This window comes from Curtobacterium caseinilyticum (assembly GCF_030363035.1).
In the GTDB taxonomy this organism is placed as follows: domain Bacteria; phylum Actinomycetota; class Actinomycetes; order Actinomycetales; family Microbacteriaceae; genus Curtobacterium; species Curtobacterium caseinilyticum.
This window is the reverse complement of the sequence record NZ_JAUCMN010000008.1, coordinates 21,314-46,048: the sequence shown is the minus strand read 5'-3', so window position 1 is coordinate 46,048 and position 24,735 is coordinate 21,314. Positions and strand designations below refer to the sequence as shown.

Annotated in this window: 23 protein-coding genes and 2 tRNA genes; 7 read left to right on the top strand and 18 right to left on the bottom strand. The window is 70.9% G+C overall.

The genetic code is table 11. The features are described from left to right. Nucleotides 1-182 precede the first annotated feature (182 nt). Complete coding sequence (gene clpX, locus QUG93_RS12045; RefSeq protein ID WP_289474182.1) at nucleotides 183-1,463, bottom strand: ATP-dependent Clp protease ATP-binding subunit ClpX; 1,281 nt, start codon at nucleotides 1,461-1,463, stop codon at nucleotides 183-185. Nucleotides 1,464-1,660: 197 nt separating this feature from the next. Between clpX and QUG93_RS12040 the strand changes: the two genes are divergently transcribed. Together QUG93_RS12040 and QUG93_RS12035 are read left to right on the top strand one after the other, a co-directional pair. Next, nucleotides 1,661-2,380, top strand: a complete 720-nt coding sequence (locus tag QUG93_RS12040) for a YcnI family copper-binding membrane protein (protein ID WP_289474180.1) — start codon at nucleotides 1,661-1,663, stop codon at nucleotides 2,378-2,380. A gap of 65 nt (nucleotides 2,381-2,445) precedes the next feature. Beyond that, a complete protein-coding gene (locus tag QUG93_RS12035) occupies nucleotides 2,446-3,063 on the top strand; it encodes a copper resistance CopC family protein (protein ID WP_289474178.1) in 618 nt (205 codons plus the stop codon). 161 nt (nucleotides 3,064-3,224) lie between these two features. Here the strand turns inward: QUG93_RS12035 and QUG93_RS12030 are convergent, their stop codons facing one another. From QUG93_RS12030 to QUG93_RS12010, 5 genes are all read right to left on the bottom strand, one after another. Beyond that, nucleotides 3,225-3,884, bottom strand: coding sequence for an ATP-dependent Clp protease proteolytic subunit (locus QUG93_RS12030; protein WP_289474176.1), 660 nt, complete (start codon nucleotides 3,882-3,884; stop codon nucleotides 3,225-3,227). 26 nt (nucleotides 3,885-3,910) lie between these two features. Further along, nucleotides 3,911-4,537: an ATP-dependent Clp protease proteolytic subunit gene (locus tag QUG93_RS12025; protein WP_289474174.1), complete on the bottom strand. Its 627-nt coding sequence runs from the start codon at nucleotides 4,535-4,537 to the stop codon at nucleotides 3,911-3,913. A gap of 158 nt (nucleotides 4,538-4,695) precedes the next feature. Beyond that, a complete protein-coding gene (gene tig, locus QUG93_RS12020; RefSeq protein WP_289474172.1) occupies nucleotides 4,696-6,039 on the bottom strand; it encodes a trigger factor in 1,344 nt (447 codons plus the stop codon). Between the two features lie 36 nt (nucleotides 6,040-6,075). Next, nucleotides 6,076-6,152, bottom strand: a tRNA-Pro gene (locus QUG93_RS12015). Nucleotides 6,153-6,206: 54 nt separating this feature from the next. Then, nucleotides 6,207-6,530 carry a hypothetical protein gene (locus QUG93_RS12010; RefSeq protein ID WP_289474170.1) on the bottom strand — a complete coding sequence of 108 codons (324 nt, stop codon included), beginning with the start codon at nucleotides 6,528-6,530 and terminating at the stop codon, nucleotides 6,207-6,209. Nucleotides 6,531-6,587: 57 nt separating this feature from the next. Here QUG93_RS12010 and QUG93_RS12005 point away from each other — a divergent pair. After that, nucleotides 6,588-6,658, top strand: a tRNA-Gly gene (locus tag QUG93_RS12005). A 212-nt stretch (nucleotides 6,659-6,870) separates the two neighbouring features. On the opposite strand, the gene QUG93_RS12000 is transcribed toward QUG93_RS12005, so the two are convergent. The 9 genes from QUG93_RS12000 to QUG93_RS11960 form a co-directional block, all read right to left on the bottom strand. Beyond that, on the bottom strand, nucleotides 6,871-7,161 hold the full coding sequence (locus QUG93_RS12000; protein WP_289474168.1) for a DUF1905 domain-containing protein: 291 nt from the start codon (nucleotides 7,159-7,161) through the stop codon (nucleotides 6,871-6,873). Between the two features lie 16 nt (nucleotides 7,162-7,177). After that, a complete protein-coding gene (locus tag QUG93_RS11995) occupies nucleotides 7,178-8,911 on the bottom strand; it encodes a glycosyltransferase (protein WP_289474166.1) in 1,734 nt (577 codons plus the stop codon). Next, nucleotides 8,908-10,074, bottom strand: coding sequence for a hypothetical protein (locus QUG93_RS11990; protein ID WP_289474164.1), 1,167 nt, complete (start codon nucleotides 10,072-10,074; stop codon nucleotides 8,908-8,910). The genes QUG93_RS11995 and QUG93_RS11990 overlap by 4 nt, the downstream gene beginning before the upstream one ends. Nucleotides 10,075-10,266: 192 nt before the next feature. Next, complete coding sequence (locus QUG93_RS11985) at nucleotides 10,267-11,226, bottom strand: endo-beta-N-acetylglucosaminidase H (RefSeq protein WP_289474162.1); 960 nt, start codon at nucleotides 11,224-11,226, stop codon at nucleotides 10,267-10,269. An 85-nt stretch (nucleotides 11,227-11,311) separates the two neighbouring features. Beyond that, a complete protein-coding gene (locus tag QUG93_RS11980; RefSeq protein ID WP_289474160.1) occupies nucleotides 11,312-14,335 on the bottom strand; it encodes an alpha-mannosidase in 3,024 nt (1,007 codons plus the stop codon). An 87-nt stretch (nucleotides 14,336-14,422) separates the two neighbouring features. Further along, entirely contained in the window at nucleotides 14,423-15,811 is a 1,389-nt protein-coding gene (locus QUG93_RS11975) for a glycoside hydrolase 5 family protein (protein ID WP_289474159.1), read from the bottom strand. After that, on the bottom strand, nucleotides 15,811-16,806 hold the full coding sequence (locus QUG93_RS11970) for a carbohydrate ABC transporter permease (protein WP_289474157.1): 996 nt from the start codon (nucleotides 16,804-16,806) through the stop codon (nucleotides 15,811-15,813). Before QUG93_RS11970 ends, QUG93_RS11975 begins: the two co-directional genes overlap by 1 nt. After that, entirely contained in the window at nucleotides 16,803-17,681 is an 879-nt protein-coding gene (locus QUG93_RS11965; RefSeq protein ID WP_289474155.1) for a carbohydrate ABC transporter permease, read from the bottom strand. Before QUG93_RS11965 ends, QUG93_RS11970 begins: the two co-directional genes overlap by 4 nt. Continuing rightward, nucleotides 17,681-18,979: an ABC transporter substrate-binding protein gene (locus QUG93_RS11960; RefSeq protein ID WP_289474153.1), complete on the bottom strand. Its 1,299-nt coding sequence runs from the start codon at nucleotides 18,977-18,979 to the stop codon at nucleotides 17,681-17,683. Before QUG93_RS11960 ends, QUG93_RS11965 begins: the two co-directional genes overlap by 1 nt. A 104-nt stretch (nucleotides 18,980-19,083) precedes the next feature. Between QUG93_RS11960 and QUG93_RS11955 the strand changes: the two genes are divergently transcribed. From QUG93_RS11955 to QUG93_RS11945, 3 genes are all read left to right on the top strand, one after another. Further along, the gene (locus tag QUG93_RS11955; RefSeq protein WP_289474151.1) at nucleotides 19,084-20,142 is read left to right on the top strand and encodes a LacI family DNA-binding transcriptional regulator; all 1,059 of its coding nucleotides are present in this window, start codon (nucleotides 19,084-19,086) and stop codon (nucleotides 20,140-20,142) included. A 48-nt stretch (nucleotides 20,143-20,190) separates the two neighbouring features. Continuing rightward, entirely contained in the window at nucleotides 20,191-20,514 is a 324-nt protein-coding gene (locus tag QUG93_RS11950) for a hypothetical protein (protein WP_289474149.1), read from the top strand. Nucleotides 20,515-20,613: 99 nt separating this feature from the next. Next, complete coding sequence (locus QUG93_RS11945) at nucleotides 20,614-20,766, top strand: hypothetical protein (protein ID WP_289474147.1); 153 nt, start codon at nucleotides 20,614-20,616, stop codon at nucleotides 20,764-20,766. Between the two features lie 42 nt (nucleotides 20,767-20,808). On the opposite strand, the gene QUG93_RS11940 is transcribed toward QUG93_RS11945, so the two are convergent. From QUG93_RS11940 to QUG93_RS11930, 3 genes are read right to left on the bottom strand one after another with little or no spacing between them, the layout of a single operon-like run. After that, nucleotides 20,809-21,696, bottom strand: a complete 888-nt coding sequence (locus QUG93_RS11940) for an EamA family transporter (RefSeq protein WP_289474146.1) — start codon at nucleotides 21,694-21,696, stop codon at nucleotides 20,809-20,811. 22 nt (nucleotides 21,697-21,718) lie between these two features. After that, nucleotides 21,719-22,381 carry a response regulator transcription factor gene (locus tag QUG93_RS11935; protein WP_289474144.1) on the bottom strand — a complete coding sequence of 221 codons (663 nt, stop codon included), beginning with the start codon at nucleotides 22,379-22,381 and terminating at the stop codon, nucleotides 21,719-21,721. A gap of 40 nt (nucleotides 22,382-22,421) precedes the next feature. Further along, nucleotides 22,422-24,041, bottom strand: a complete 1,620-nt coding sequence (locus QUG93_RS11930) for a sensor histidine kinase (protein ID WP_289474142.1) — start codon at nucleotides 24,039-24,041, stop codon at nucleotides 22,422-22,424. Nucleotides 24,042-24,172: 131 nt separating this feature from the next. On the opposite strand from QUG93_RS11930, the gene QUG93_RS11925 reads away from it, so the two are divergent. Continuing rightward, on the top strand, nucleotides 24,173-24,730 hold the full coding sequence (locus QUG93_RS11925) for a hypothetical protein (protein ID WP_289474140.1): 558 nt from the start codon (nucleotides 24,173-24,175) through the stop codon (nucleotides 24,728-24,730). Nucleotides 24,731-24,735 lie beyond the last annotated feature (5 nt).

The following is a 24,735-nucleotide window of genomic DNA, read 5'->3' as shown; positions in this document are numbered from 1 at the left end:
CGGCGCGCGGCGCGGCGCGGCGCACACAGAACCAGGTTCCGGACACAGCACCACGTGGAAGCGCGGTTCCACGTCCGGAACCTGGTTCCGCCCGGCGACGACACCGCCCCGCGCGCACACCGCCGCCCGAGGACGACGACGGCCCGGCCCCTCGCGGGGACCGGGCCGTCGTGCAGTGGTCGCTAGGCCGACTTCTCGACGCGCTTCGCGCGAGCGCGAGGCACGATCGTCGGCGCAGCGTTCTCGAGCACGGATTCGCGGGTGATCACCACGCGCGCCACGTCGTCGTCGGAGGGCACGTCGAACATGACCGGGCCGAGGACCTCTTCGAGGATGGCACGGAGCCCACGGGCACCGGTCTGACGCAGCACGGCCAGGTCGGCGATCGCCTCGAGTGCTCCACGGTCGAACTCGAGTTCGACCCCGTCGATCGCGAACATCCGCTGGTACTGCTTCACGAGCGCGTTCTTCGGCTCGGTGAGGATCTGCATCAGGGCGTCCTGGTCGAGCTGCGACACGGTCGTGACGACGGGGAGCCGGCCGATGAACTCGGGGATGAGCCCGAACTTGTGCAGGTCCTCCGGCAGGACGTCGGCGAACAGGTCCTGCTGGTCGAGCGGGCTGTGGAGCGGGGCACCGAAGCCGATCCCCCGCTTACCGACACGCGAGGACACGATGTCCTCGAGCCCGGCGAACGCCCCCGCCACGATGAACAGCACGTTCGTCGTGTCGATCTGGATGAACTCCTGGTGCGGGTGCTTACGACCGCCCTGCGGCGGCACCGAGGCGGTCGTGCCCTCGAGGATCTTGAGCAGTGCCTGCTGCACGCCCTCGCCCGACACGTCGCGCGTGATCGAGGGGTTCTCGGCCTTCCGCGCGATCTTGTCGACCTCGTCGATGTAGATGATGCCCGTCTCGGCACGCTTGACGTCGTAGTCCGCGGCCTGGATGAGCTTGAGCAGGATGTTCTCGACGTCCTCGCCCACGTAGCCCGCCTCGGTCAGGGCCGTGGCGTCGGCGACCGCGAACGGCACGTTGAGGCGCTTCGCGAGCGTCTGCGCGAGGTAGGTCTTGCCGCATCCGGTCGGCCCGATGAGCAGGATGTTCGACTTGGCGATCTCGACGTCGTCGCGGTCCTCGGCAGCGGTGATCTGCCCCTGCGCCCGGATGCGCTTGTAGTGGTTGTAGACGGCCACGGCCAGCGCGCGCTTCGCCGGGTCCTGCCCGATGACGTACTCCTGCAGGAAGTCGAAGATCTCGCGGGGCTTCGGCAGCTCGAAGTCACCGCCGGTGGTGTCCTCGCCGGCCTCGGCCAGGCGCTCCTCGATGATCTCGTTGCAGAGCTCGACGCACTCGTCACAGATGTAGACGCCCGGCCCGGCGATGAGCTGCTGGACCTGCTTCTGGCTCTTGCCGCAGAAGGAGCACTTGAGCAGGTCAGCGCTCTCCCCGATGCGTGCCATGTCGGTGCCCTCCTTGGATGACCGGTGCGGTTGACCGATGCAGGCTGGTGACCCGCCCGATGTGATCGACTCTAACCGCATCCGGTGACACCCACCGCGACGCCGTCCGGCCTGTCCCGGCTCGTTCGCCCAGGGCGTGTGCACCTGGTACCGTTGCAGCCGTTGCTCTACAAGTTGTAGAAGTTCGGAAGGACCCCATGACCAAGCGCCTCGCCCTCCTCGGCACCGGCACCCTCGGCGTCACCGCCGCGATCGTCCTCGGCACCGCGGCGGCGGCGAGCGCACACGTCGAGGCCGACGCGACCTCGACCGCGGCGAACTCGTACACGACCGCGACGTTCTCGGTGCCGCACGGCTGCGACGGCTCCCCCACCACGAAGCTCGTGTTCCAGGTGCCCGAGTCCGTCATCGAGGTCACGCCCACGGTGAACCCGAACTGGACCATCACGAAGACCACCGAGCCGTACACCGCCCCGTCGAGCAGCGCCGCGAGCGACGAGGAGACCGAGGCCGGCGCCGAGCGCGTCACGAGCGTGACGTACACGGCGAAGACCCCGCTCCCCGCGGACGAGCGCGACACCTTCGCGCTCTCGTTCGCACTGCCGGACGGCAAGCCCGGCGACCGCGTGTCATTCCCCGTCGCCCAGACGTGCGAGGAGGGCTCGGTCGACTGGGACCAGGCGCAGGAGAGCGGGAAGGCCGAGCCGGAGCACCCGGCACCGTCGATCGTCCTGACCGCGGCCAGCGCATCCACGGGTGACGACGACGCGACCACCGCGACCGCGAGCGACACGACGACGGCCACCGCACAGCCCGACCTGGTGGGCCGCTTCCTCGGCCTGGGCGGTCTCCTCGTCGGGGCCGTCGGCCTCGTCGTCGCCGTCGCTGCGACGCGCCGCCGGGACGCCTCGAAGTGACCCGGGACGCGCGTCCGACACGCGGTCATCGGTCCGCGGGTGGCCGGCGTCCTGCCTGGAGGCCCGTGGCCGCGACCGCCGCGACCCTCGCCGTCGTGGGCGGTGCGGTCCTCGGCCTCGCCGCCCCCGCCAGTGCGCACAACTACCTGGTGTCGTCGACGCCGCAGGTCGGCGGGACCCTGACGGAGCTGCCCGACCGCTTCGACATCACCACGAACGACCGGCTGCTGGCGATCGGCGGCTCGGACTCCGGCTTCGCCTTCCGCGTCATCGGTCCCGACGGCCGGTACCACGAGGACGGCTGCGTCGCGGTCGACGGCCCCTCGATGACCACGAAGGCCGCGCTCGGCGACTCCGGCAAGTACGAGGTCGAGTGGCAGATCGTGTCCGCCGACGGGCACACCGTCTCCGACCGGTACGACTTCACGTGGAAGGCTCCGGAGGGTTTCACCCCCGACCGCGGCACCGCCGCGCCGGCGACCTGCGCCGACGGCACCGGAGGCGGGGCGGGGGCGACCAGCGCGCCCGATGCCGCGGCCGGTGACACCGGAGGCGACTCGAGCGCGACCGATGCCCTGTTCATCGGCGCCGGCGGGATCGTCCTGGCCGGCGTCGTCGTCGCGGTCCTGCTGCTGCTGCGTCGCCGCCCCGCCCCCGCGGCCGACGACCACGACGAATACTGACACCGACGCGCCGGGGACGGCCCGCGCCTCCCGGCCGTCAGCACGCGGCGAGGTCCCACGACTCGCCGCGCCGACATCGCCGGGGTTCCCCTACGCGCGACGAAGGCGGCCGAGGTTCCAGGATGCTGGAACCTCGGCCGCCTTCGTCGTGTCGTGCAGCGCTACTTGACGAGCGCCGGCAGGTTCTTGCGGCTCGTGAGGACCTGGTCGATCAGGCCGTACTCGAGCGCCTCTTCGGCGGACATGATCTTGTCGCGCTCGATGTCGTTGTTGACCTGCTCCGGGGTGCGGTTCGAGTGCTTCGACAGCGTCCCCTCGAGCCAGGTGCGCATGCGGAGGATCTCCGCTGCCTGGATCTCGATGTCCGACGCCTGACCGCCACCCTGCTGCACGGCGGGCTGATGGATGAGCACGCGGGCGTTCGGGAGCGCCAGACGCTTGCCGGGGGTACCGGCAGCGAGGAGCACCGACGCGGCCGAGGCCGCCTGGCCGAGGCACACCGTCTGGATCTGCGGACGGATGTACTGCATCGTGTCGTAGATCGCCGTCATCGCGGTGAACGAGCCACCGGGCGAGTTGATGTACATCACGATGTCGCGGTCCGGGTCCATCGACTCGAGCACGAGCAGCTGGGCCATGACGTCGTCGGCCGACGCGTCGTCGACCTGGACGCCGAGGAACACGATGCGGTCCTCGAAGAGCTTCGCGTACGGGTCCTGCCGCTTGAAGCCGTAGGCCGTGCGCTCCTCGAAGCTGGGGAGGATGTAGCGATCGGACGGAGCCGGGACGTTCTGCGCGCCACCGAGCATGGGGAGGTGCATTCTCGTTTCCTTCTCTTCGGTGGGGGTCAGTTGGACTCGGGCTCGGCCGCCGAGGTCGGCGTCTCGCCGTCACCGACGGTGCCGCCACCGCCGACGACCTCGACCGAGGATGCACGGAGGTGGTCGACGAAGCCGTACTCGAGGGCCTCCTGCGCCGTGAACCAGTTGTCGCGGTCGTTGTCCTTGAGGATCTGCTCGATCGACTTGCCGGTCTGCTCGGCCGTGAGCTCCGCCATCCGCTGCTTCATGTCGAGGATGACCTTGGCCTGCGTCTGGATGTCGGCAGCGGTACCGCCGAAGCCACCGGACGGCTGGTGCAGGAGCACGCGGGCGTTCGGGGTGATGTAGCGCTTGCCCGGGGTGCCCGACGAGAGCAGGAACTGCCCCATCGAGGCCGCGAGCCCGATGCCCACGGTGACGATGTCGTTCGGCACGAACTGCATCGTGTCGTAGATCGCCATGCCCGCGGTGATCGAGCCACCGGGCGAGTTGATGTAGAGGTAGATGTCCTTCTCGGGGTCCTCGGCGGCGAGCATCAGCAGCTTCGCTGCGATCTCGTTCGAGTTGTCGTCGCGGACCTCAGAGCCGAGCCACACGATCCGGTCTCTCAGAAGGCGGTCAAAAACACTGGGGTTCAGTGTCGCTTCGGCCATGGAAAAGCTCCCGTTCAGTTGTCGCTTGATGTCGAACTTATCGGGTGCAACGCACCACTTCGCCTGTGTTCGCTCTGGGCGGTCGGATGGTCCGGGAACGACGGACGGGAGGCACGGTGCCAGCTGGCACCGTGCCTCCCGTCCGTCAGCGCGTCGCGTTACTTCGCGTCGGCCTCGGTGGTCTCGTCGGCATCAGCCGACTCGTCGTCCGCCGACTCCTGCGCGACACCCGCGGTGAACGCGGAGAGGTCGACGGCGTCGCCGTTGGTGTCCTTGACGGTGACCTTCGACAGGACGGTCGCGACCGCCTTCGAGCGGGCGACCTCGCCGACCATGCCGGGGATCTGGCCGTTCTGGTCGATCACCTTGATGAACTCGGCCGGCTCCATGCCGTACTGCGCCGCCGCCTGGATGAGGTACTGGGTCAGTTCCTCCTGGGAGACCTGGATCTCCTCCTTCTCGGCGATGGCGTCGAGGAGGATCTGCGAGCGGAAGGCCTTCTCGCTGGACTCGGAGACCTCCTTGCGGTGCTCCTCGTCCTCGAGACGGTTCTCCTGCTCGAGGTGACGGTGCACCTCGTCCTCGATGAGCTGCTCCGAGATCGGGATGTTGACGTCCTCGATCAGCTTCTCGACGAGCTTGTCGCGGGCCGCGGCGCCCTGACCGAAGGTCTTGGACTTCGCGATCTGCTCCTTCAGGTCCGCCTTGAGCTCGTCGATCGTGTCGAACTGGCTGGCGATCTGCGCGAACTCGTCGTCGGCCTCGGGGAGCTCGCGCTCCTTGACGGCGGTGACGGTGACGGCGATCTGCGCGGTCTCGCCCTCGCGGTCGCCACCGACCAGCGTGGACTCGAACGTGGTCGACTCACCCGCGGTGAGGGACTCGAGCGCCTCGTCGATGCCCTCGAGCAGGTCGCCCGAGCCGATCTCGTAGGAGACGCCGGTGGCCGAGTCGACCTCGTCGTCGCCGATGGTGGCGGTCAGGTCGATCTGGGCGAAGTCGCCGGTCTTGGCCGGACGGTCGACCGTCACGAGCGTGCCGAAGCGGGTGCGCAGGTTCTGGAGCTCCTCCTCGACCTCGTCGTCGGAGACCTCGACGGCGTCGACCGTGAGCTCGTACTCGTCGTACTTCGGCAGGTCGAACTCCGGACGGACGTCCACCTCGAAGGTGAGGACGAGGTCGCCCGAGAAGTCCTTGACGTTCGGGAGCTCGGCGACGTCGGCCTCGGCACGACCGAGGATGCGCAGCTCCTGCTCCTCCACCGCCTGGCGGTAGAAGGTGTCGATGGCGTCACCGACGGCGTGGTTCAGGACCTCGCCGCGGCCGACGCGCTGGTCGACGATCGCCGGCGGGACCTTGCCCTTGCGGAAGCCGGGGATGTTGATCTGCTCGGCGATGTGCTTGTAGGCGTGGTCGATGCTCGGCTTGAGATCTTCCGGCGTCACGTTCACGGTGAGCTTGACGCGGGTGTCGCTCACCTTGTCGACGGTGCTGGTGGCCAAGGGATGTACTCCTGTTGGTTGACGTTCGTGTGGACCTGGTCGGGGCGACAGGATTCGAACCTGCGACCTCCCGCTCCCAAAGCGGGCGCTCTACCAAGCTGAGCTACGCCCCGTGACTGGGCCAGGGTGGTCGCGCACGCCCGAGGGCACGCACGACCGCGACGAGTCTAGCGGTCCCCCGGTGCGCGGTTCCCGGGCGGCGTGCCGTGTGTGGATGCTTCCGCCTCCGCGTCGCGTCGGAGCCCCTGCCGCCACCGCACGCCGACGACCACCTGCACCCCGAGCGCGGCGACCATGAGCGCGACACCGAGGACGATGCGCCAGACGTGCAGCAGGGCGTGCCACGGCTGGGTCTGCGGGTCGCCGAAGGCCTCCGGACGGAGTGAGAAGACCACGGCGGCGACGGCCAGCAACACGAACGAGAGCACCCGCGAACGCTTGATGCGGCGTGTGTCGGAGCCGTCCGGCTGGGGCAGCACGTTCGATGGCATGAGGGGAGGTCGTTCGTCCGCTACGATGGTGGCGCTGCGGACTTGGTGTCGCAGCGCGGGGATGTAGCTCAATGGTAGAGCCCCAGTCTTCCAAACTGGCCACGCGGGTTCGATTCCCGTCATCCCCTCCGTTCTCGTCAGCGCTCCGCGCGGTCGTCGGTCGATCGACCCGGAGCTGCAGGGCGGTGGCACCACCTCGTCGCAGCGTTCCGAGCGGTCGCCTCGCCCGCGTCGGCTTCGATCTCACGCGCTGGGCGACACCTCTCGGGCGGTGGCGCGCGAGACGTGTCGCTGAGCGCGTGGAGTCGGTCACCGCTACCCGTGCGAGGAGCTCGCGTGGTCAGGGAGCGGCGAACGTCAGGGTCAGGTGGACCGTGTCGCCGACCTCGACCGCCGCTCGTCGCCGCTCCGCGGTCCGCAGGGGCACGAGGTAGCCGCCGTCCCTCGGGAACAACGAGGTGGTCCAACGGACACTGCCGATCGTCACGCCGGCCGGCACGACGCCCCACCCGTAGGTCAGCTCGGACGCCAGTTCGTGCACGAGGTCGACCACCTCGGGCGGGACGACCGCGAAGACGAACGGCGCGGGCCCCCGCCACTCGATGACGTCGCCGTCGAACTCGATGTCCACGCGGGGATCGTACGGCTCAGGCGGTCGTCTTCGTCAGGCCGTGCTCCGTCTTCTCCCAGTAGTGCGGGCGGGTGACGAGCTGCCAGAGACCCTTGTACGCGGCGACGGAGTGCAGGACCCAGTAGAGCGGGTTGAGGAGCGCCCACCCCATCAGGTCGAACCGTGCCCGTTTGTACGGCCCCATCATCGTCAGGTAGATCATCGTCGCGTTGCCGAGCAGGAAGTCGAGCACGCAGAGCCAGAGGACCGGGGCGGGGAACATCGGCGCCGTCCAGTCCGCCGGCAGCACCAGGGTCGCGATCGTGACGACGATGCCGGGCAGCATGCCGAGGAACGTCAGCGGGGTGCCGGCGATGAGCAGGGCGAAGGCGGCGGCGCGCCGGAGGCCGATCTCGGCGACGAGCGCCCGGGGACGCCGAGCGTGCACGAGGGCGGTCTGCATGTAGCCCTTGATCCAGCGGGACCGCTGCCGGACGAAGTTGGGGATCGAGGTGTTCGCCTCCTCCATCGTCGTGGAGTTCACGACGGCGACGCGGTACCCGACGGCGGACGCGCGGATGCCGAGGTCGGCGTCCTCGGTGACGTTGTACGGGTCCCAGCCGCCGAGCTCGCGGAGCAGGTCGGTGCGGAAGTGGTTCGAGGTGCCGCCGAGCGGGATCGGCAGCTGGCGGGCGTCGAGGCCGGCGAGCATGTAGTCGAACCAGTACGAGTACTCGAGCGTGAACATGCGGGTGAGCGCGTTCTCGTCGGCGTTGAAGTAGCTCAGGGCGGCCTGCACGCAGACGGTGTCGTCGCCGGCTCGGTCGAACGTCAGGAAGACCTTCTTCAGCTGGTCCGGGTCGGGGCGGTCCTCGGCGTCGTAGATGACGACGTACTCCCCCTGCGCGATGGCCAGACCGACGTTGCAGGCTCGCGGCTTCGTCTGCGGCGACCCCGGCGGCACGATGACGATGCGCATCCACGCCGGCGGTTCGGCGTCGAGCACGGCTTGTCGGGTCTCGTGGTCCTCGGCCTCGACGAGCACGAGGACCTCGAGCCGGTCCTTCGGCCAGTCGAGGACCTCGAGGTTGCGGACGAGGTCGTGCACGATGTTCGCCTCGCGGAACACCGGGACGAGCACGGTGTAGGTCGGCAGGACCTCGTCATCGAGGGCGGCGACGTCCTCGACGGAGACCTGTTCGACGAGGTCGAAGCGCGCGCCGACCATCGAGACCCAGAACTTGAAGAGGATGCCGGCGAGGAACCCCAGCGAGAGCACGGCGGTCGCGACGGCGACGGTGCTGCCCGGAGCGAGGACGAGGCACACCGCGACGACGAGCAGGGCGACCGCGCCGCCGATCTGCTGTCCGCGCGACAGGACGGTCTTCGCGGACAGCGCCGGGTTCGTCCGCGCGAGGCCGTGGGCGGCGAGGTCGGCGACCTCCTCCTCGAGCTCGTAGGCGATGCGCTGCCGCACGTCGGCCTCGGACGCGGTGCGCAGCACGACGGGCTCGCCGAACTCCTCGGTGAGTGCCGCCCGCAGGACCTCCGGGTCGGAGCGGCCGCTCGTGAGCACGAGCACGCCCTCGCGGAGCCGGGCGGAGGCGACCCAGCCCTCGTCGACGTGCCGCTGCACCGAGCACCGGTGCGGCGGGCGCCAGTCCGACTCCTCACCGCGGTGTCGACCCTGCCGGAGGACGAGCGCGTCGGCCGTGCCGACCCCCGCACGGTCGGAGGTGACGTCCACGGGCAGCGGTTCGACGGTGGTCATCGGAGCACCACCGCGACGAGGGCGTGCATCCACTCGACGACGACCTGGCGCTGGAACGCCGCGGCCCAGGCGAGCGGCACCTGCAGGACGGCGAGCACGACGACGAGGGTGCTCGTCACCCGGCCCCGCACGGGCGGCAGGATCGCGATCGCGACGCTGAGCATGGTGACGAAGACGTTGCCGGCCGCTGCGACCGGGACGAGTCCGATCGCGTAGCCGCCGATGACCCCGCCGAAGAGCGCGACGACGAGCGCGATCGCCCCCGGACGTCCGACGAGCAGCGCCAGCGTCGCTCCGGCGACGACCATCGCGACGAGGAGCAGGCCGTCGGCCGTGGCGAACAGGTGTTGCAGGCCGGCCAGGCGCTGCTCGGACACGTCGACGGTCCCACGGATCGCGGCGAGCGGGTCGTGCAGCACCATCCAGTCGAGTGCGGCGATGGAGACCGCGACCGCGACGCTGGGGAACACGAGGACCAGGACGTTCGCCTGCCGGATGCCGCGCTGCTCGTGGCGTGCGAGGTCGAGGACCGGCGCCGCGAGCGCGGCGATGCCGACGTAGACGAACCCCATCGGGTCGACGAGCGTGGAGAGCATGAGCGCGAGGCCGGCTCGGAAGCCCGCCTGGGTGTCACCCCACGCGAAGAACCGCACCATGTCGACCACCGCCAGGGCGAAGAGCGCGATCCCGAGGAACGCCTGCAGGTCGTTCAGGGCGACGAACGCGTACAGCGGGTTCGCGCCGAGGGCGATGGTGAAGGCGACGACCTCGCGCATGCGCAGGCCGCGGCGGAGCATGTCCTGCGCGAGGAGCTGCAGCAGCACGCCGGCGACGAGCCCGCCGAGCACAGCGGCGCCCTGCGCACCGAAGGGCATGAAGCGGAGCAGCACCCCGGACAGGAGCGGGTAGAGCTGACCGATGGCCTGCACGACGCCGGCGTCGAGCGCGGTCGTCGCCCGTTCGAGCGTCACCTGGTTGCCCGTCAGCCCGAGGAGCGTCGTCGGCGTGGCCTGCCCGGCGATCAGCGCGAGGACGACGTACGGCGATGCGAGGGCGGCACGCAGCAGCCAGCGCGCCGTGCGGGTCGGCAGCGGGCGCAGCGTCGCGGCGGCGGGCGCGGTCCCGACGGGCACCGGTCCGGACCGGGAGAGCGTGACGGTCATGCGGCTCCTTCGGGTGAAGCGCACAGGGGTGTCCTGCACCGTCCATTCCACTCCGCGTTCCACGGACACGACAGCCCGCGAACGGGGTACACGCGGGTCCCCCTCACTACCGACACGACGAAACGGACGCGCCCCGCGCCTCCTGGCCGGAGCCAGGAGACGCGGGGCGCGAGCCGCCGCACGGGACGCGCGTCAGTGGTACGACGCGGCCTGCCCGTAGAGCACGTTCGTCAGGGACGACACGTACGGCGAGACGTCGCCGTCCGGCAGGTTGTACGTCATGAAGACGCCGTACCCGTCGGCCTGCGACCGCTTCGCGAGCGAGACCGCGGTCGACTGCGGGGTGTTCTGGATGTCGACCGCCGCTGCGGACAGCCGCTCCTTGCCGAGGCCCGGGATCGACGGTGCCGAGTACGTGCCGTAGTACGGGTTCCAGGCGTAGTCGAGCTGCGAGCCGATCGTGCTGCTCGACGACGACAGGGCGTCCGACGCCGGACCGATGTCGTAGAACGAGATGGTCTTGCCGGGCATGTCGGCGCGCAGGGCGCTGACGAGCCAGCCGATCGACTGCTGGTTCGGCTGCGGGGTGCCGTTCACCCCGTAGTCGGAGTACTCGTCGTCGAGGTCGACCCCGTCGAGCCCGTACTTCGCGACGGTCGCGGAGACCTGCGCCGCGAAGTCCGCAGCCGCCTGCTGCGTCGGGAAGTTCGCGATGCCCGCACCCTGGTGGTTGCCGAGGATCGACAGCGACACCCTGATGCCCTTCGCCTGCAGCGGGCGGATCTGCGTGGCGGCGTCGTCGAGGGTGCGCTGCACGTTCTCGTTGTTGTACAGGACCGCCTTCGAGCCGTCCCAGTTGATGTTCGCGGCGAAGATGATCGCCACGTCGAAGGCGTTCGCACCGTTCGCGAGCTGGTAGCGGCCGACGTTGGCGAGCTGGTCGTTGTTGACCTCGACGTAGGCGATGCTCGTCGGGCCGGACTTGGTGGGGACGGCGTTGGGCTGCTTCCCGTGGCCGACGCCGTGGTGCGCGCCGACCCCGTGTGCGAGGCCGGTGGGTGACGGTGCCGCCGACGCTGCGGCGGGCACCATCGGTGCTGCGAGCATCGCGGCGAGCGCCGCCACGATCCCGATCTTCACGGACTGCTTCATGTCACTCCTCGTCGAGCGATGGACCGGTCGACAGGCGTCGGCCGGGGACCGCCGCCGGGGCACCCGGAGCCCCGGCGGCGGGGTCTCAGGCGTGCGGGAAGCGGAAGGTCCGCACCTCGTACGCGTCGACCGGGAAGGCCGCGACACCGCCGGTGACCCCGGCGACACCGGGCAGCGTCTCGTCGGCCTCCTCGAGCAGCGTCACCTCGACCGGCTCGGCGAACGGCCCGTCGATCGCGATCCCACCGGTCCCCCGCCGTCCCGCCGGCTCGTACACGCGGACGACCAGGTCGCCCGAGCGGTCGTCGGCGAGCTTCACGCTCGACAGCACGACGTCGCCGGACACCTGCACGAGCGGGTCGAACCCGTGCGCGCCGGCCACGGTCCGTGCTCCGGCGTTCATGACGACACCGGCCGCGGTGGCCCCGAGCTGGTCCGTCCCGATCACGATGCCGTACCGGTGGGTCTGCACGCCCTGGTCGGTCTCCGGGTCCGGGAACCGTGGGGCGCGCAGCAGCGACAGACGGACGGTCGTCGTGACGTGGCCGTCGACGGCGTCGCGCGTGGTGTCGAAGCCGTGGATCGAGTCGTTCACGAGGGCGACGCCGAACCCCGGCTCCTCGACGAGCACGTAGCGGTGCATCGAGGTCTCGAACTTCGCGGCCTCCCACGAGGTGTTCGTGTGCGTCACCCGCTTCTGCGCGCCGAACTGCGTCTCGGCGACGGTGTGCTCGGCGCGGACGTCGAGCGGGAACGCCACCTTGAGGAACTTCTCGGTCTCGTGCCAGTCGGTCGTCTGGTCGAACTCGAGGGTCCGGGAGCCGGGCGCGAGCACGATCTGCTGCTCGACGGTCGAGACCCCGAACGAGCGCGACACGACGATGCGAGCAACGCCTTCGGCGTCCACCGACGCCTCCATCGAGTCGACGGCGACCAGGTCCTCGACCCGGTTCCGGTAGTACCGGTCGACGTCCCACGCGTCCCACATGTTCGGGAAGTCCTGGTGCAGCTGCAGCAGGTTCGCGGCCTGCCCCGCGGCGATCGCATCGCGACCGGTGGTCAGGTCGACGGCGCTCGTGACGAGCCCCTCGGCGGTGACGACGACCCGGACGAGCTCGTTCATGAGCACGTACCCGCCGTCCTGCTCCGTCAGCGAGACCGGGGTCGCGCCCGACACGTCGGTCGCCGCGACCGCGCCCTGCGCGGGTGCACCGGCCTGGAGGAACGGGGCCGGGTTGACGACGACCGTCGCGTCGCCCGCACCCGTCAGTGCCGACAGCGTCCGCTCGATGATCGCGGTCAGCGCGGCGGCCGTCCCGGCGTACTGCGCCACCGCTTCGCGGTGCACCCAGGCGATGGAGGTGCCGGGCAGGATGTCGTGGAACTGCTGCAGCAGGACCTGCTGCCAGAGGGCGTCGAGCTCGTCGTACGGGTACGCGAAACCGGTCCGCGCGGCGGCGGTCGCTGCCCAGAGCTCGGCCTCGACGAGCAGCTGCTCGCACCGACGGTTGCCCTGCTTGGTCTGGTGCTGACTCGTCAGCGTCGCCCGGTGCAGTTCGAGGTAGAGCTCGCCGACCCAGACGGGCGGGTCCGCCAGCTCCGACCTCGCCCGGTCGAAGAACGCGTCGGGGTGCTCCCACCGGACCTTCGCGCTGCCCTCGAGGTCGGCCAGGCGCTGCGCGGTGCCGGTCATCTCACGGGTCGTGCCACCACCACCGTCGCCCCAGCCGACCGGCGCGATCGAGCCCGTGGCGAGGCGGTTCTCGCGGAACTGCCGCGAGGCCTTCGCCACCTCTTCCCCGCTGAGCCGGGAGTTGTAGGTGTCCATCGACGGGAAGTGCGAGAACACCCGCGATCCGTCGATGCCCTCCCACAGGAACGTGTGGTGCGGGAACTTGTTCACCTGGTTCCACGAGATCTTCTGGGTGAAGAACCACGCGAAGCCCGCGCGACGCATGAGCTGCGGCAGCGCCGGCGAGTACCCGAAGCTGTCCGGCAGCCAGACGCCCTTCGGTCGGATGCCGAACTCCCGCTCGAAGAACCGCTGGCCCTGCGAGAACTGCCGCACGATGCTCTCGCCCGTCGGCATCACGGTGTCGGACTCGACCCACATGCCGCCGAGGGGCAGGAACCGCCCGGCCGCGACGGCTGCCTGCACGCGGGCGTACACCTCGGGCCGGTGCTCCTTGATCCAGGCGTACTGCTGGGCGCTCGACATGCCGTAGAGGAAGTCGTCGGTCTGGTCGATGAGCTCGGTCATCGTCGAGGTGGTGCGGGCGACCTTGCGGATCGTCTCGCGCACGGGCCACAGCCAGGCGGAGTCGATGTGCGCGTGGCCGATCGCCGAGATCGTGTGCGCGGAGGCGTCGGCGGGGGCGGCGAGCACGTCGGCGAGCGCGGCCCGGGCGTCTGCGGCGGTCTCCGCGATGTGCTGGAGGTCGAGCCGGTCGAGGGCGTCGTCGAGCGCCTGCAGGATCCGCATCCGGCGCGGGCCCTGGGGCAGTTCGGCCTGCAGTTCGAGCAGGACCTCGAGGTCGAGCGCGAGCTCGTGCACGTCGGACGCGAACACCGCGAGGTCCATCCGGCGGCTCGTGTAGAGGCGCTTCGCCGACGAGGTCTGCACGTCCCCCTCCTGCGTCGGCAGGAAGGGGTGGTAGTCGAGCAGGACGGGGTTCGACGCCGCCTCGACGAACAGCTCGACGGTCTCGCCGCCCTCGGCGCGCTCGGTGACGAGCACCCACTGGTTGCGCGGGTTGATCGACTTCACCGGGGTGCCGTCGGCCAGGTACACGAGCCCCTCGCACTGGAACCCGGGCATGTTCTTGTCGAAGCCGAGGTCGATCACGGCTTCCACCCGCTGCCCGGCGTACTCGGCGGGGACCGTCCCGGTGAGCCGGAACCAGGTCGTGCCCCACGCTGCTCCCCACGGGGTGCCGACCTCGTACGGCGAGAACTCGAGCGCGAGCCCGTCCGCGGGGGCGATCGGCTCGCCCGGCAGCTCGTGCCAGGCGGTCTCGAGCGGGGTCGCCGTCGCGTGGACGGCCGGCAGGATGCGCTCGTCGAGGACCCGTCGGGCGCGTCCGGTGGTGAGGGGGATGTCGTCGTGCATGGGGTCCTTCACGGATCGGGGGCCGGCGTCGGTGCCGGCGGCAGGGTCGTGAGCGAGTGGGTCGGGCGTGGTGCCGGGGCGGACGGGTCAGGGCATGGTCGCCGGGTGTGCCACGGTCAGGGTGGTGCCGTCCAGGTCGGCCGGCACGTCCACGATCGTCGTGATCCCGCGCGCCGTCCGCAGGACCGCGTCGTCTATCCGCGAGCGGAGCAGCACCTGCGGGCCCCGGCCGTCCGCCGCGGCCTCGGCGAGGGACAGCCAGGCGGCGGCGAACCGCCCGCCCGGTGCGCAGTCGGCGCGGGTGCCGTACCGGGGCGATCCGTCGGCCAGGACGTCGTCGAGGACGATCGCGGTCGACGGCGGCGCGGCCCGCGCGGTCGTGCTCGCGCGAGCGGCGGCAGCGGCGGCGGCGAAGGCCTCGCCGACGGGCTTGAGCCGACCGTCGTTCGTGAACAGCCCGAGGTCGTACTCGAGCTCGGGGAAGTCGGCGAGCGACCGTGACACGTCGTGCGAGCACCACCAGGTGACGCCGAGCACGTCCTGGGTGCCGGCCACGTGCCGGATCGTCCGCTCGGTGAACGCGGCAGCGTCGGCCGGGTCGACGACGTTCGTCGGGGCGCCGACCTCCTGCAGCCAGTTCGGCCGCCCGGGTTCCCGGTTCCAGGCGGCGGCGAGCTGGAGCAGGTACTCGCCGTGCCGCACCGACCCGGCCCCGAGCGCGCCGTGGAGCGCCGCCGACCCGTTGAACACCCACGAGTGCGTGACGGTCGCGTCACCGTGGTCCGCCGCGTGCTCCGGCCCGAAGGGCTGGGCGTCGTCGTACCAGGCCGCGTCGTACTGCGCGACGGTGACCAGCGGGGCGGTGGGTGACCCGGTGGCGGCGGTGCGCGACGGCGTGGACCCGTGCCGTGCCTCCCGGCCGGTCGCTGCCCCGACGGACGACCCGCCGGACAGCCCGCGTCGCGCCGCGGCGACCATCGCCGCCGCCCACGCGTGCCCCTGCTCCGCGGTGATGTCGTGCGGGGCGGGGTGCGGGGCGTGCGCGAACTGGTTGACCTCGTTGCCGACCGAGATGCCGAGCAGGTTCGGCTTGTCGGCGACCGCCGCGGCGAGCGCCTCGACGTACGCGGCGGTCGACGCGACCACGTCCGGGTCGGTGAACATGTTCCGCCGGTGCCAGCTGTCGAGCCACGACGGCACGAAGTCGAAGCTCGACAGGTGCCCCTGCAGCGCGTCGACGTTGACGTCGAGCCCGAACGACCCGGCGATGTCGACGACGGTCGCGACGTCGTCGAGCGCCGCCTGCCGGATGAGCGTCCGGTTCGGCTGCACGACCGGCCACAGCGGGAAGATCCGCACGTGGTCGGCACCGATCGACGCGATCTGCTCCATGTCGCGCGCGGTGTCCGATGCCGAGAAGTCGAGCCACGAGTGGAACCACCCGACCGACGGGGTGTGGTTGACACCGAAGCGCATCAGCCCTTCACCCCGCCCTCTTCGACGCCCTTGAAGAAGAAGCGCTGCAGGACGGCGAAGATCACGGCGATCGGGATGAACGCGATCATCGTGCCCGCAGCGATCATGCGCTGGTCGGTCGCGAACGTGCCCTGCAGGTACTGCAGACCGACGGTGAGCGTCAGGTTCTCCGGCGACTGCAGCACGATGAGCGGCCACAGGAAGTCGTCCCAGGCACCGATGAACGAGAAGATCGCGATCACGGCGATGGTCCCCTGCACCGCGGGCAGCGAGATGTACCGGAGGCGCTGCATCGCGTTCGCGCCGTCCATCACGGCCGCCTGGTCGATCTCCTCGGGGATCTGCCGGAAGGCGTTGAACATCAGGAGGACGTTGAGCGCGGCGATCATGCCGGGCAGCGCGACGCCGACCAGGTTGTCGGCGAGGCCGAGGTCCTTGACGGTGACGAACTGGCTGATGATCGTCGCCTCGCCCGGCAGCACGAGGGTCGCCAGGAACAGGCCGAGCACGACCTTGCGGTAGCGCCACTGCAGGCGGGCGAGCGCGAAGCCGGCGAGCGTCGCGAACACGATGTTGCCGAACACGTCGATCGCGGCGACGAGCAGCGAGTTGCCGATGTACCGCCAGACCGGGATCGCTGCGGCGACCTTGAGGTAGTTCTCGATGGTCGGTTCGCTCGGGATGAAGGACGGGTTCGCGGTGTAGATGTCCTCGCCCGCGCCCTTGAGCGAGGTGGAGAGCTGCCAGAGGAACGGGCCGATCGTGATGAAGAGGACCACGATCAGGAGGACGTAGCGGACGACCTTCTCGCGGGTGGACATGACGCCCCAGACCTGGCGGCGCCGGCGGGTTCCGCCTCGTCCGTCGCGCCCGCCTCGCCCGTTCGGCCGGGAGGCGCGGCGTCCGTCCGTCGCGCCGGTCACGTCCGGTGCGGGTGCAGCGGCGCCGGCGGCGCCCCCGATGACCGGTTCGGTGGTGCTGGTCGTGTTGGTCACTTGTCCGCCTTGCTGTTCATGCGCGCGAGGGCGAGCATCGGCACGAGCGTCACCACGAAGAGCAGCAGGCTGAGCGCGGATGCGTAGCCGAGGTTCCCGGTGAAGCCGCGGGCGTACTGCTGGATGAGCATGACGAGCGAGTTGTCCTGCCCGCCGGGGCCGCCCGTGCCGTTCGTGAGGATGTAGAGCTCGCTGAACACCCGGAGCGCGCTGACGCACACGAGGATGCCGACGAGCGTCATGGTGCCGCGGACACCGGGCATCGTGACGGACCAGAACCGGCGCACGGCTCCGGCGCCGTCGAGCGCCGCGGCCTCGTGCAGGTCCTTGCCCACGTTCCCGAGCGCCGCCAGGAAGATGATCATGTAGTAGCCGAGGCCCTTCCAGACCGTCAGGCTGATCGCGCTGAAGAGCAGCAGCCACCGGTCGGTCAGGAACGGGACGGCGCCCTGCACGACGCCGAGCGCCTGCGCCATCTCGTTGACGACGCCGCGGTCGTCGAGGATCCACGTCCAGATGAGCCCGACGACCACCGCGCTGGCGATCACCGGCGTGTAGAACGCGGTCCGGAAGAACGCGATGCCGGGCAGCTTCTGCTGCACGAGCACGGCGATGAGGAGCGGGCCGACGGTCAGCAGCGGCAGGCACACCGCCATGTAGATGACGCTGTTGAGCAGCGCCTCCCACACCTGCGGGTCGGCGAGCAGGGTCTGGAAGTTCCGGACGCCCACCCACTGGCTCACGCCCCCGAGCGGGCTGGCGTTCGTGAACGACAACCGGACGGTGTTGATCGACGGCCAGAGGCTGAACCCGACGAGCCAGACGAGCGCCGGCAGGACGAGGAGCCAGGGCGTGAACCAGCGGTTGGCGCGCATCAGCCGTTGGCCAGCAGGCTGTTCATCTTGTCCTGCGCGGTCTGCAGGGCCTTCTCCGGGGAGACCTGGCCCTTCATCGCGAGGGCGATCTGCTGGTCGAGGAAGTCCGTCATCGCGGAGTTCGCCTCGACCGGGTTGAGGACCTTCGCCTCCTTGAGGGCCTCGTTGGCCAGGACGCGGGCCTTGCCGTTCACGGTGCCGTCGTCCTTCGAGAAGTACGGGTCGGACTGCGACGAGATGGTGGACGGGAAGATGTTCACCTGGTGGGCGAACGCCTCCTGGTTCGTCGCGTTCGTCATGTAGCGCGCGAACGCCTCGGCCGTGGCGAGGTGCTTCGACTTGCTGGAGACCGACAGACCCTGCACGTAGAGCGGCGGGGTGTCCAGCGCCGGGCTCACCGTGACCTTCCCCTTGAGCGAGGGGTTGTTCTTCTCGAAGTCCGCCAGGCTCGTCGCACCGCCGGTGGTCCAGGCGACCTTGCCCTGGGTGAAGAGCGTCGAGTTGCCGAGGTAGTCGCTGTTCAGCACGTTCGACGGCATGTAGCCGTCCTGGTACGCCGTCTTGTAGCGGTCGATCAGGTCGGCGGCCTTCGACGAGTCCGCGAAGGTGAACTTCGTCCCGTCGCCGTTCACCACCTTGACACCGGCGAGCGTGAAGTCGCCGAGGCCGGGCTTCCGGCTCATCAGGTAGTCGTCCGGGCAGTTCTCGTGCATGGTCTTCGCCTGCGTGAACAGCTCGTCGGTGGTCTTCGGCGGGTCGTTCGCGTCGAGTCCGCACTTCGCGAACATGTCGCTGTTCCAGTAGTCGACGTCGGTGTTGAGGTACCACGGGTAGCCGTAGGTGCCGTCGAGGCCCTTGTACTCGTACGAGTCCAGCGCGCCGGCGACGTAGGTGTCAGAGAGCTTGCTGTCGTCCTTCGAGACGTCCTGCAGGAACCCGCGCTTCGCGAGCGGCAGGGCGATGTCCGGCGGCAGGTTGATCACGTCGGGCAGGGAGTTCGACGAGGCCTGGCTGAGCACCTTGTCGGCGTAGCCGTCGCCCGGCTGGTCCTGCAGCTTGACCTTCGCATCCGGGTGCTCCTTCTCGAAGCCGTCGATGACGCCCTGCAGGTAGTCCGTGTAGGTCGGCGTGAGCGCCCAGGTCTGCAGGGTGATGGTGCCCTCGACCTTGCCGCTGCCCCCGCCGCTGGCGCCGCCGCTGCTGCCGCCCGAGCAGCCGGTCAGGACGAGTGCGGTGGCGGCTGCGGTCGCGAGCAGCGCTGCAGCGCGGCCCCTCGTCGCTCTCGGTGTGGTCCTCATGGCGTTGTGACTCCTTCGTCATCCTGCTCAAGCGGTTCAGCTGTCGTGTGCTGATCCGCAATGTGCTTGCCACTGTGCGGGACTAAAGCGCTATAGTCAACCCCGTGCCCTCGAAGCGTCGGACGACGATCGCCGACATCGCCGCCCGCGCCGGCGTGTCCATCAGCGCGGTGTCGTTCGCGCTGAACGACCGGCCGGGGGTGTCGGCCGAGACCCGGCGCCGCGTGCAGGAGATCGCCCGCGAGCTCGACTGGCAGCCGCACACCGCCGCACGTGCGCTCGGCGGCGCCCGGGCCGGGTCGATCGGCTTCGTGCTGAACCGCCCGGCGCGCACGCTCGGTACCGAGTCGTTCTTCGGCGACCTCATCTCGGGCATCCAGCTCGGGCTCGCCGGCTCGCACGTCGGCATGAACCTCCTCGTCGCGCGCGATGCCGACGAGGAGCTCACGACCTACCGCGACTGGTGGCGCGGGCACCGCGTGGACGGCGTGATCGTCATCGACCCGCGCCGCGACGACGACCGGCTCACGCTGCTCGCCGAGCTGGGGATGCCCGCCGTGGTCGTCGGGTCGCACCCCACCCTGGAGGGCACGGCCCCCAGCGTCTGGATCGACGACTCGGACGCGACCGACACGGTGCTCCGGTACCTGCACGCACTCGGGCACCGGCACATCGCGCACGTCTCGGGCCGCCCCGAGTTCGAGCACACGGCGATGCGCGTCGAGCGCCTCCGGACGTTCGCAGCGGCAGCGGGCCTCGAGCGGACCGTGTCTGTGCCGACGGACTACTCCGCGGACGAGGGGGCCCGCGCCACCCGCACACTGCTGTCCGGGCCCGACCGTCCGACCGCCATCGTCTACGACAACGACGTGCTCGCCGTCGCGGGGCTCGGGGTGGCGAGCGAGATGGGCGTCGCCGTGCCCGGCGCGGTGTCCATCGTCTCGTTCGACGACTCGGCGATGATCCGACTGGTCCGCCCGGCGATCACGTCCCTGACACGCGACACCGTCGAACTCGGCCAGCGTGCGGCGGTGCTCCTGCGCGAGCAGATCGACAGCGGGACGACCCTGCCGTCCCGACCCGGGCCGTCCCTGACACTGAGCGTGCGGGACTCGACCGGGCGGGCACCGACACGCCCGTCGTCGGGCCGCTCCCCGCGGTGACCGCGCGCTGGACTTGACGGCGGTTCGAACACACGTTCGAATACCCGTGTGGGACGGCGTCGCGAGAACCGGTGGCAGCCCCCGGAGCACCCGGAGGTCGAACGCCCGCGCGCCTACTCCCTGTCGGAGGAGGCCCGCGGACCGGACGTCTGCCACGCCGTCACGCCCGCCCCGGTCTGGGCCTGGGTCCAGTTCCCCACGTTCCACATCCGCGTCAAGGGCTTCGCGAAGAGCTGGACGCGTGATGCCGTGCTCGTGGAGTGGGCACAGTTCGGGCAGCAGGCGGACGCCTGGGTCTGGCGGTCCGCCGTGAAGCACCGCGCTCTGCGGACCGACCGCGCCGATCGGCATCCGGCGAACGCACCGCGTTGACTTCCACCGGCATCGCGAGGATCGTTTGGGACACACCGGTGCGTCGAGATACTCACTGATCGTGTAGTTCGTCACGACGGCCGAACGGAAGGAGGCACCATGAAGAAGCACGAGGTGCCGTCCTGGGTCGCGCACGTGCTCACCCCGCCGGAGGTCATCGCGGCCTACGTCGAGCGGCGGATCAACGATCCGGCGCTGCTGTCGGGTGTGCAGGCAGAACCCACGTACGCGGACTTCCTCCGCGTCGAGTAGGCGGTCTTCTCCGGGGGGGGGGGCGCGGCCACCGTCCCCGGTTCAGGGAACGGCTTCCGCGCCCCCGGCTCCGCCCGCGCCTGCCCGACCGCGCGCACGTCGCGCCGACAGGGTGACCCCGACGCTCGCGACGCTCACGCACGCGAGGGCGACGACCTCCTGCGCGGCGAGTCCCTCGTGCAGGACCACGAGGCCGGCGAGCGCCGCGATGCCCGGACCCATGCTCTGCAGCACGCCGAACACCCGCGTCGGCATCCGCCGCAGCGCGAGCATCTCGAGCGCGTAGGGCAGCACGCTCGACAGCACCGCGACGGCACCGAACACGAGCAACAGCGACGGGTCTCCGGCGACGCCCTCGACCGCGGGCCGCAGCCCGGTCGGCAGCGACACGAGCATCGCGACGACCATCGACACCGCCAGGCCGTCCACCCCGGGGATCGCGGCGCCCACCCGTCGGTTCATCACGATGTACCCGGCCCAGCACACGGCCGCGGCGACCGCGGCGACCACGCCCCCGACCGCGGTGACCGCTGCCGGACCGACGCCGAGGAGCACCACCCCGGCGAGCGCGAGCAGCGCCCAGGTGACGTCCCGCCACCGTCGGGTGTGCACGAGCGAGAGCGCGAGGGGGCCGAGGAACTCGATCGTCACGGCGACGCCGATCGGGATGGTCGCGAACGCCACGTAGATGAACACGTTCATGCCGCCCAGCGCCAGTCCGAGGAGCACCGCCGCGGTCCACTGGGAGCGCGTCCAGTGCCGCACGCGCGGGCGCACCACGAGCACGAGCACGACCGCGCCGATCACGAGCCGGAGCGTCGCGGCGCCGACCGAGCCGACCTCGTCGAAGCGGGTCTTCGCGACCGCGGCACCGACCTGCACGGAGACCATCGCGGCGAGCGCCAACAGCGGCGCGGGGACCCGGGTCACGGTGCGGTCGCCATGCGTCGGGTCAGCCGAGGTACGCGAGCACGGCGAGCACCCGGCGGTGGTCCTCACCGGTGTCCTCGAGGGCGAGCTTGCCGAAGATGCTCGAGACGTGCTTCTCGACCGCACCGGTGCCGATCACGAGCGCGCGGGCGATCGCCGCGTTCGTGCGTCCCTCGGCCATGAGCCCGAGCACGTCACGCTCCCGCGGCGTCAGGGCCGCCAGCGGGTCCCGGCGACGGCCCATGAGCTGCGTCACGACCTCGGGGTCGAGCACCGTGCCGCCGGCGGCGATGCGGCGGACGGCGTCGTCGATCTCCTCGAGCCGGGTCACGCGGTCCTTGAGCAGGTAGCCGATGCCCGTCGCGCCGGCCGCGAGGACGTCCTCGGCGTAGGTGGCCTCGACGTACTGCGAGAGCAGCAGGACCCCGGTGCGGGGTGCGACCCGACGGGTCTCGACGGCGGCACGGACGCCCTCGTCGGTGAAGGTCGGCGGCATCCGCACGTCCATCACGACGACGTCCGGTGCGTCCTGCGGCAGCGTGGCGAGGAAGGCGTCCGCGTCGGCGTACTGCCCGACGACCTCGATGCCGGCCTCGTCGAGGACGCGGGCGAGACCCTCGCGCAGGAGCACGGCGTCGTCGACGACGACGGCCCGGATGCGTGCTGCACCCGGGCCGTCGCTCATGCCGACCAGCCTAGTGGGAGCGGTCGCGCTCCCCGAGGCGTCACGACCGTCCGGTTGGGACGCCGTTCAGGGCGCCGAGCGGGATCCGTGCGGTGGCCTCGGTCGGACCGCCCTCGGGACTGTTCACCACCAGTTCGCCGTCGAGCGCCCGCATCCGGCCGCTCAGCCCCTCGAGCCCGTGGCCCTGCTGCGGGCGGGCACCGCCCCGGCCGTCGTCGGTGACGCTGACCGTCAGGTACCAGAGCCCGGAGGCGTCGACCATCAGCCCGAGGTAGACCCCGGCGGCCGAGGCACCCGCGTGCTTCATGGTGTTCGTCAGGAGCTCGCTCACGGTGAAGTACACGTTGCGCTGGATCTCGGTCGCGAGCTCGAGTCCCTCGGGAAGACGGACGTCGAGGCCGACGGGGATCGGCGTGCGCGCGACCAGGGCCTCGAGCGCGGCGACCAGGCCGCGGTCGAGCAGGATCGGCGGCGCGAACCCCCGCGACAGGGCGCGCAGCTCGTCGAGGGCGTCCTGTGCGTGCTCGGTGGCCTCGGCGATGAGCTGCTTCGCCCGGTCCGGATCGCGGTCGAACGCACGCTCGGCGGCTGCCAGGTCCATCCGCAGCCGGACGAGTCGCTGCTGGGGACCGTCGTGCAGGTCGCGCTCGATCTGGCGGAGCGTCTGCCCCTCGGCGGTCACCGCACCGGCTCGCGATGCCTGCAGTCCGGCGACGCGGCGCTCGAGCTGCTCCGCACGGAACCCGCCGAGCAGCCCGAAGTCGATCCAGTAGTGCGCGAGCACCGACGCGCGTGCCCAGAGCGGCAGCAGGACGACCGACGCCGCCATCGACAGCAGGCCGAGCAGCCCGACCCCGACCAGGAAGCCGAACTCGCTGCCCCCGGAGTACCCGGCGCGGACGTCGTTCAGCAGGAACACGGTGCCGAGGACCAGCGGCCACGCGAACCCGATGACCAGGACGCCTCCCGCCCCGACGGTGATCACCGCCGCGAGCGGGTAGACCACGGACGCGTGCAGCAGGTACAGCCAGTAGTGCGGGTTCGCCACCGCGGACCCCGTGCGGGTCCACCAGTTCTGCTGCCACCGCGGCGTCCAGTCGACGGGCCGGATCGGTCGCGGGTCGGCCCAGCCGATGCGGAGCTTCTCGAACTGGCCGAGCCACCGTGCCACGAACAGTGCGATGAAGAACATGAGCAGCACGAACGGGTTGAAGAGGTCGCGCAGGCCGCGGCCGAACAGTGCCGCCGGGAAGGCCGCGTAGAGCGTGCAGAGCAGCACGGTCGTCAGCGCCATGTAGCCGACGTCGCGCGGCAGGCGGCGCCACGCCTCGCGGTAGAAGCGGCCGGCCGTCATCCCGGACCCGGCCCCGCCACCCCCGGCCCCGCCGCTGCCCCCGACCGGACCGCCGGGCGCACCGGACGCACCGGGTGCACCGGGCGCAGCGGCCTCGGCGAACGGCGACGACCCGGCGGCGGGCGTCGCCGCCCACCCCGCGGGGGCGCTCGCCGGACCGGCCTCGGGTGTCCGGGGCTGCTCGGGCATCGGCTTCGTGGCTCCCTGCGGCACGGCGTCGTCCAGCGGGACGGTGCGTGCACGATCGGCGGCGTGGTCGTCCAGCGGGACGGTCTCGGCCTGGTCGAGGCGGTCGGTGTCGGTCATGGGTCCAGCCTTCCGGAGCGGGACCCCGCGCCCCATCCTGCCGCCTCCCAGGTCCGTGGTGGGGTTACCCCCCCGTCACCTCGTCCAGAAGAGGGATGGCCCGCGGCCGTCCGCTCCGTACCGTGTGCCCCATGCGAAGGAAGACCCAGGAACGTCTCGTGGTCGTCACCACCCTCGTAGCGGCCCTGCTCCCGGCCGTCACCGGTCTCGCGGAGGTGGTGGTGATCCTCCTGCCGGACGCCTCCCCCACGAGGTTGCTCATCGGCACTGCCGTCTCGGGTGCCGCCGCTGCGGTCAGCATCCCCGTCGCGCTCCGGCTCGACGACCGGGTGCGGTCCACGGTCGCCGTGTCCGCCCTCGCGCTGGCGCTCGCCGCGGCGGTGTCGGGTCCGTCCTCGATCGTGCTCGTCTCGGTCGCGCAGGCATGCCTGGTGGCGGCGGGGCTCATCGCGCGAACCGTCCTCGGCCGGGCTCTGGCTGTCCTCGCGGCACTCTGGCTCGTGGTGCCGCTTGCGTCGTCGAGCATCCCGTTCACCGGCGCGTCGCCGGCCGCGCTCCTCTGGGTCTCCGGCCCGGTCCTGTTCCGGACCGCCGCGTACCTCGTCGCCGTCGTCCTGGTCACCGGCCCGGTGTGGGTCGCGCTCGGCAAGGGTGTCCGGCACCTGCTCGACACCGCCGAGGTGCGCTGACCACG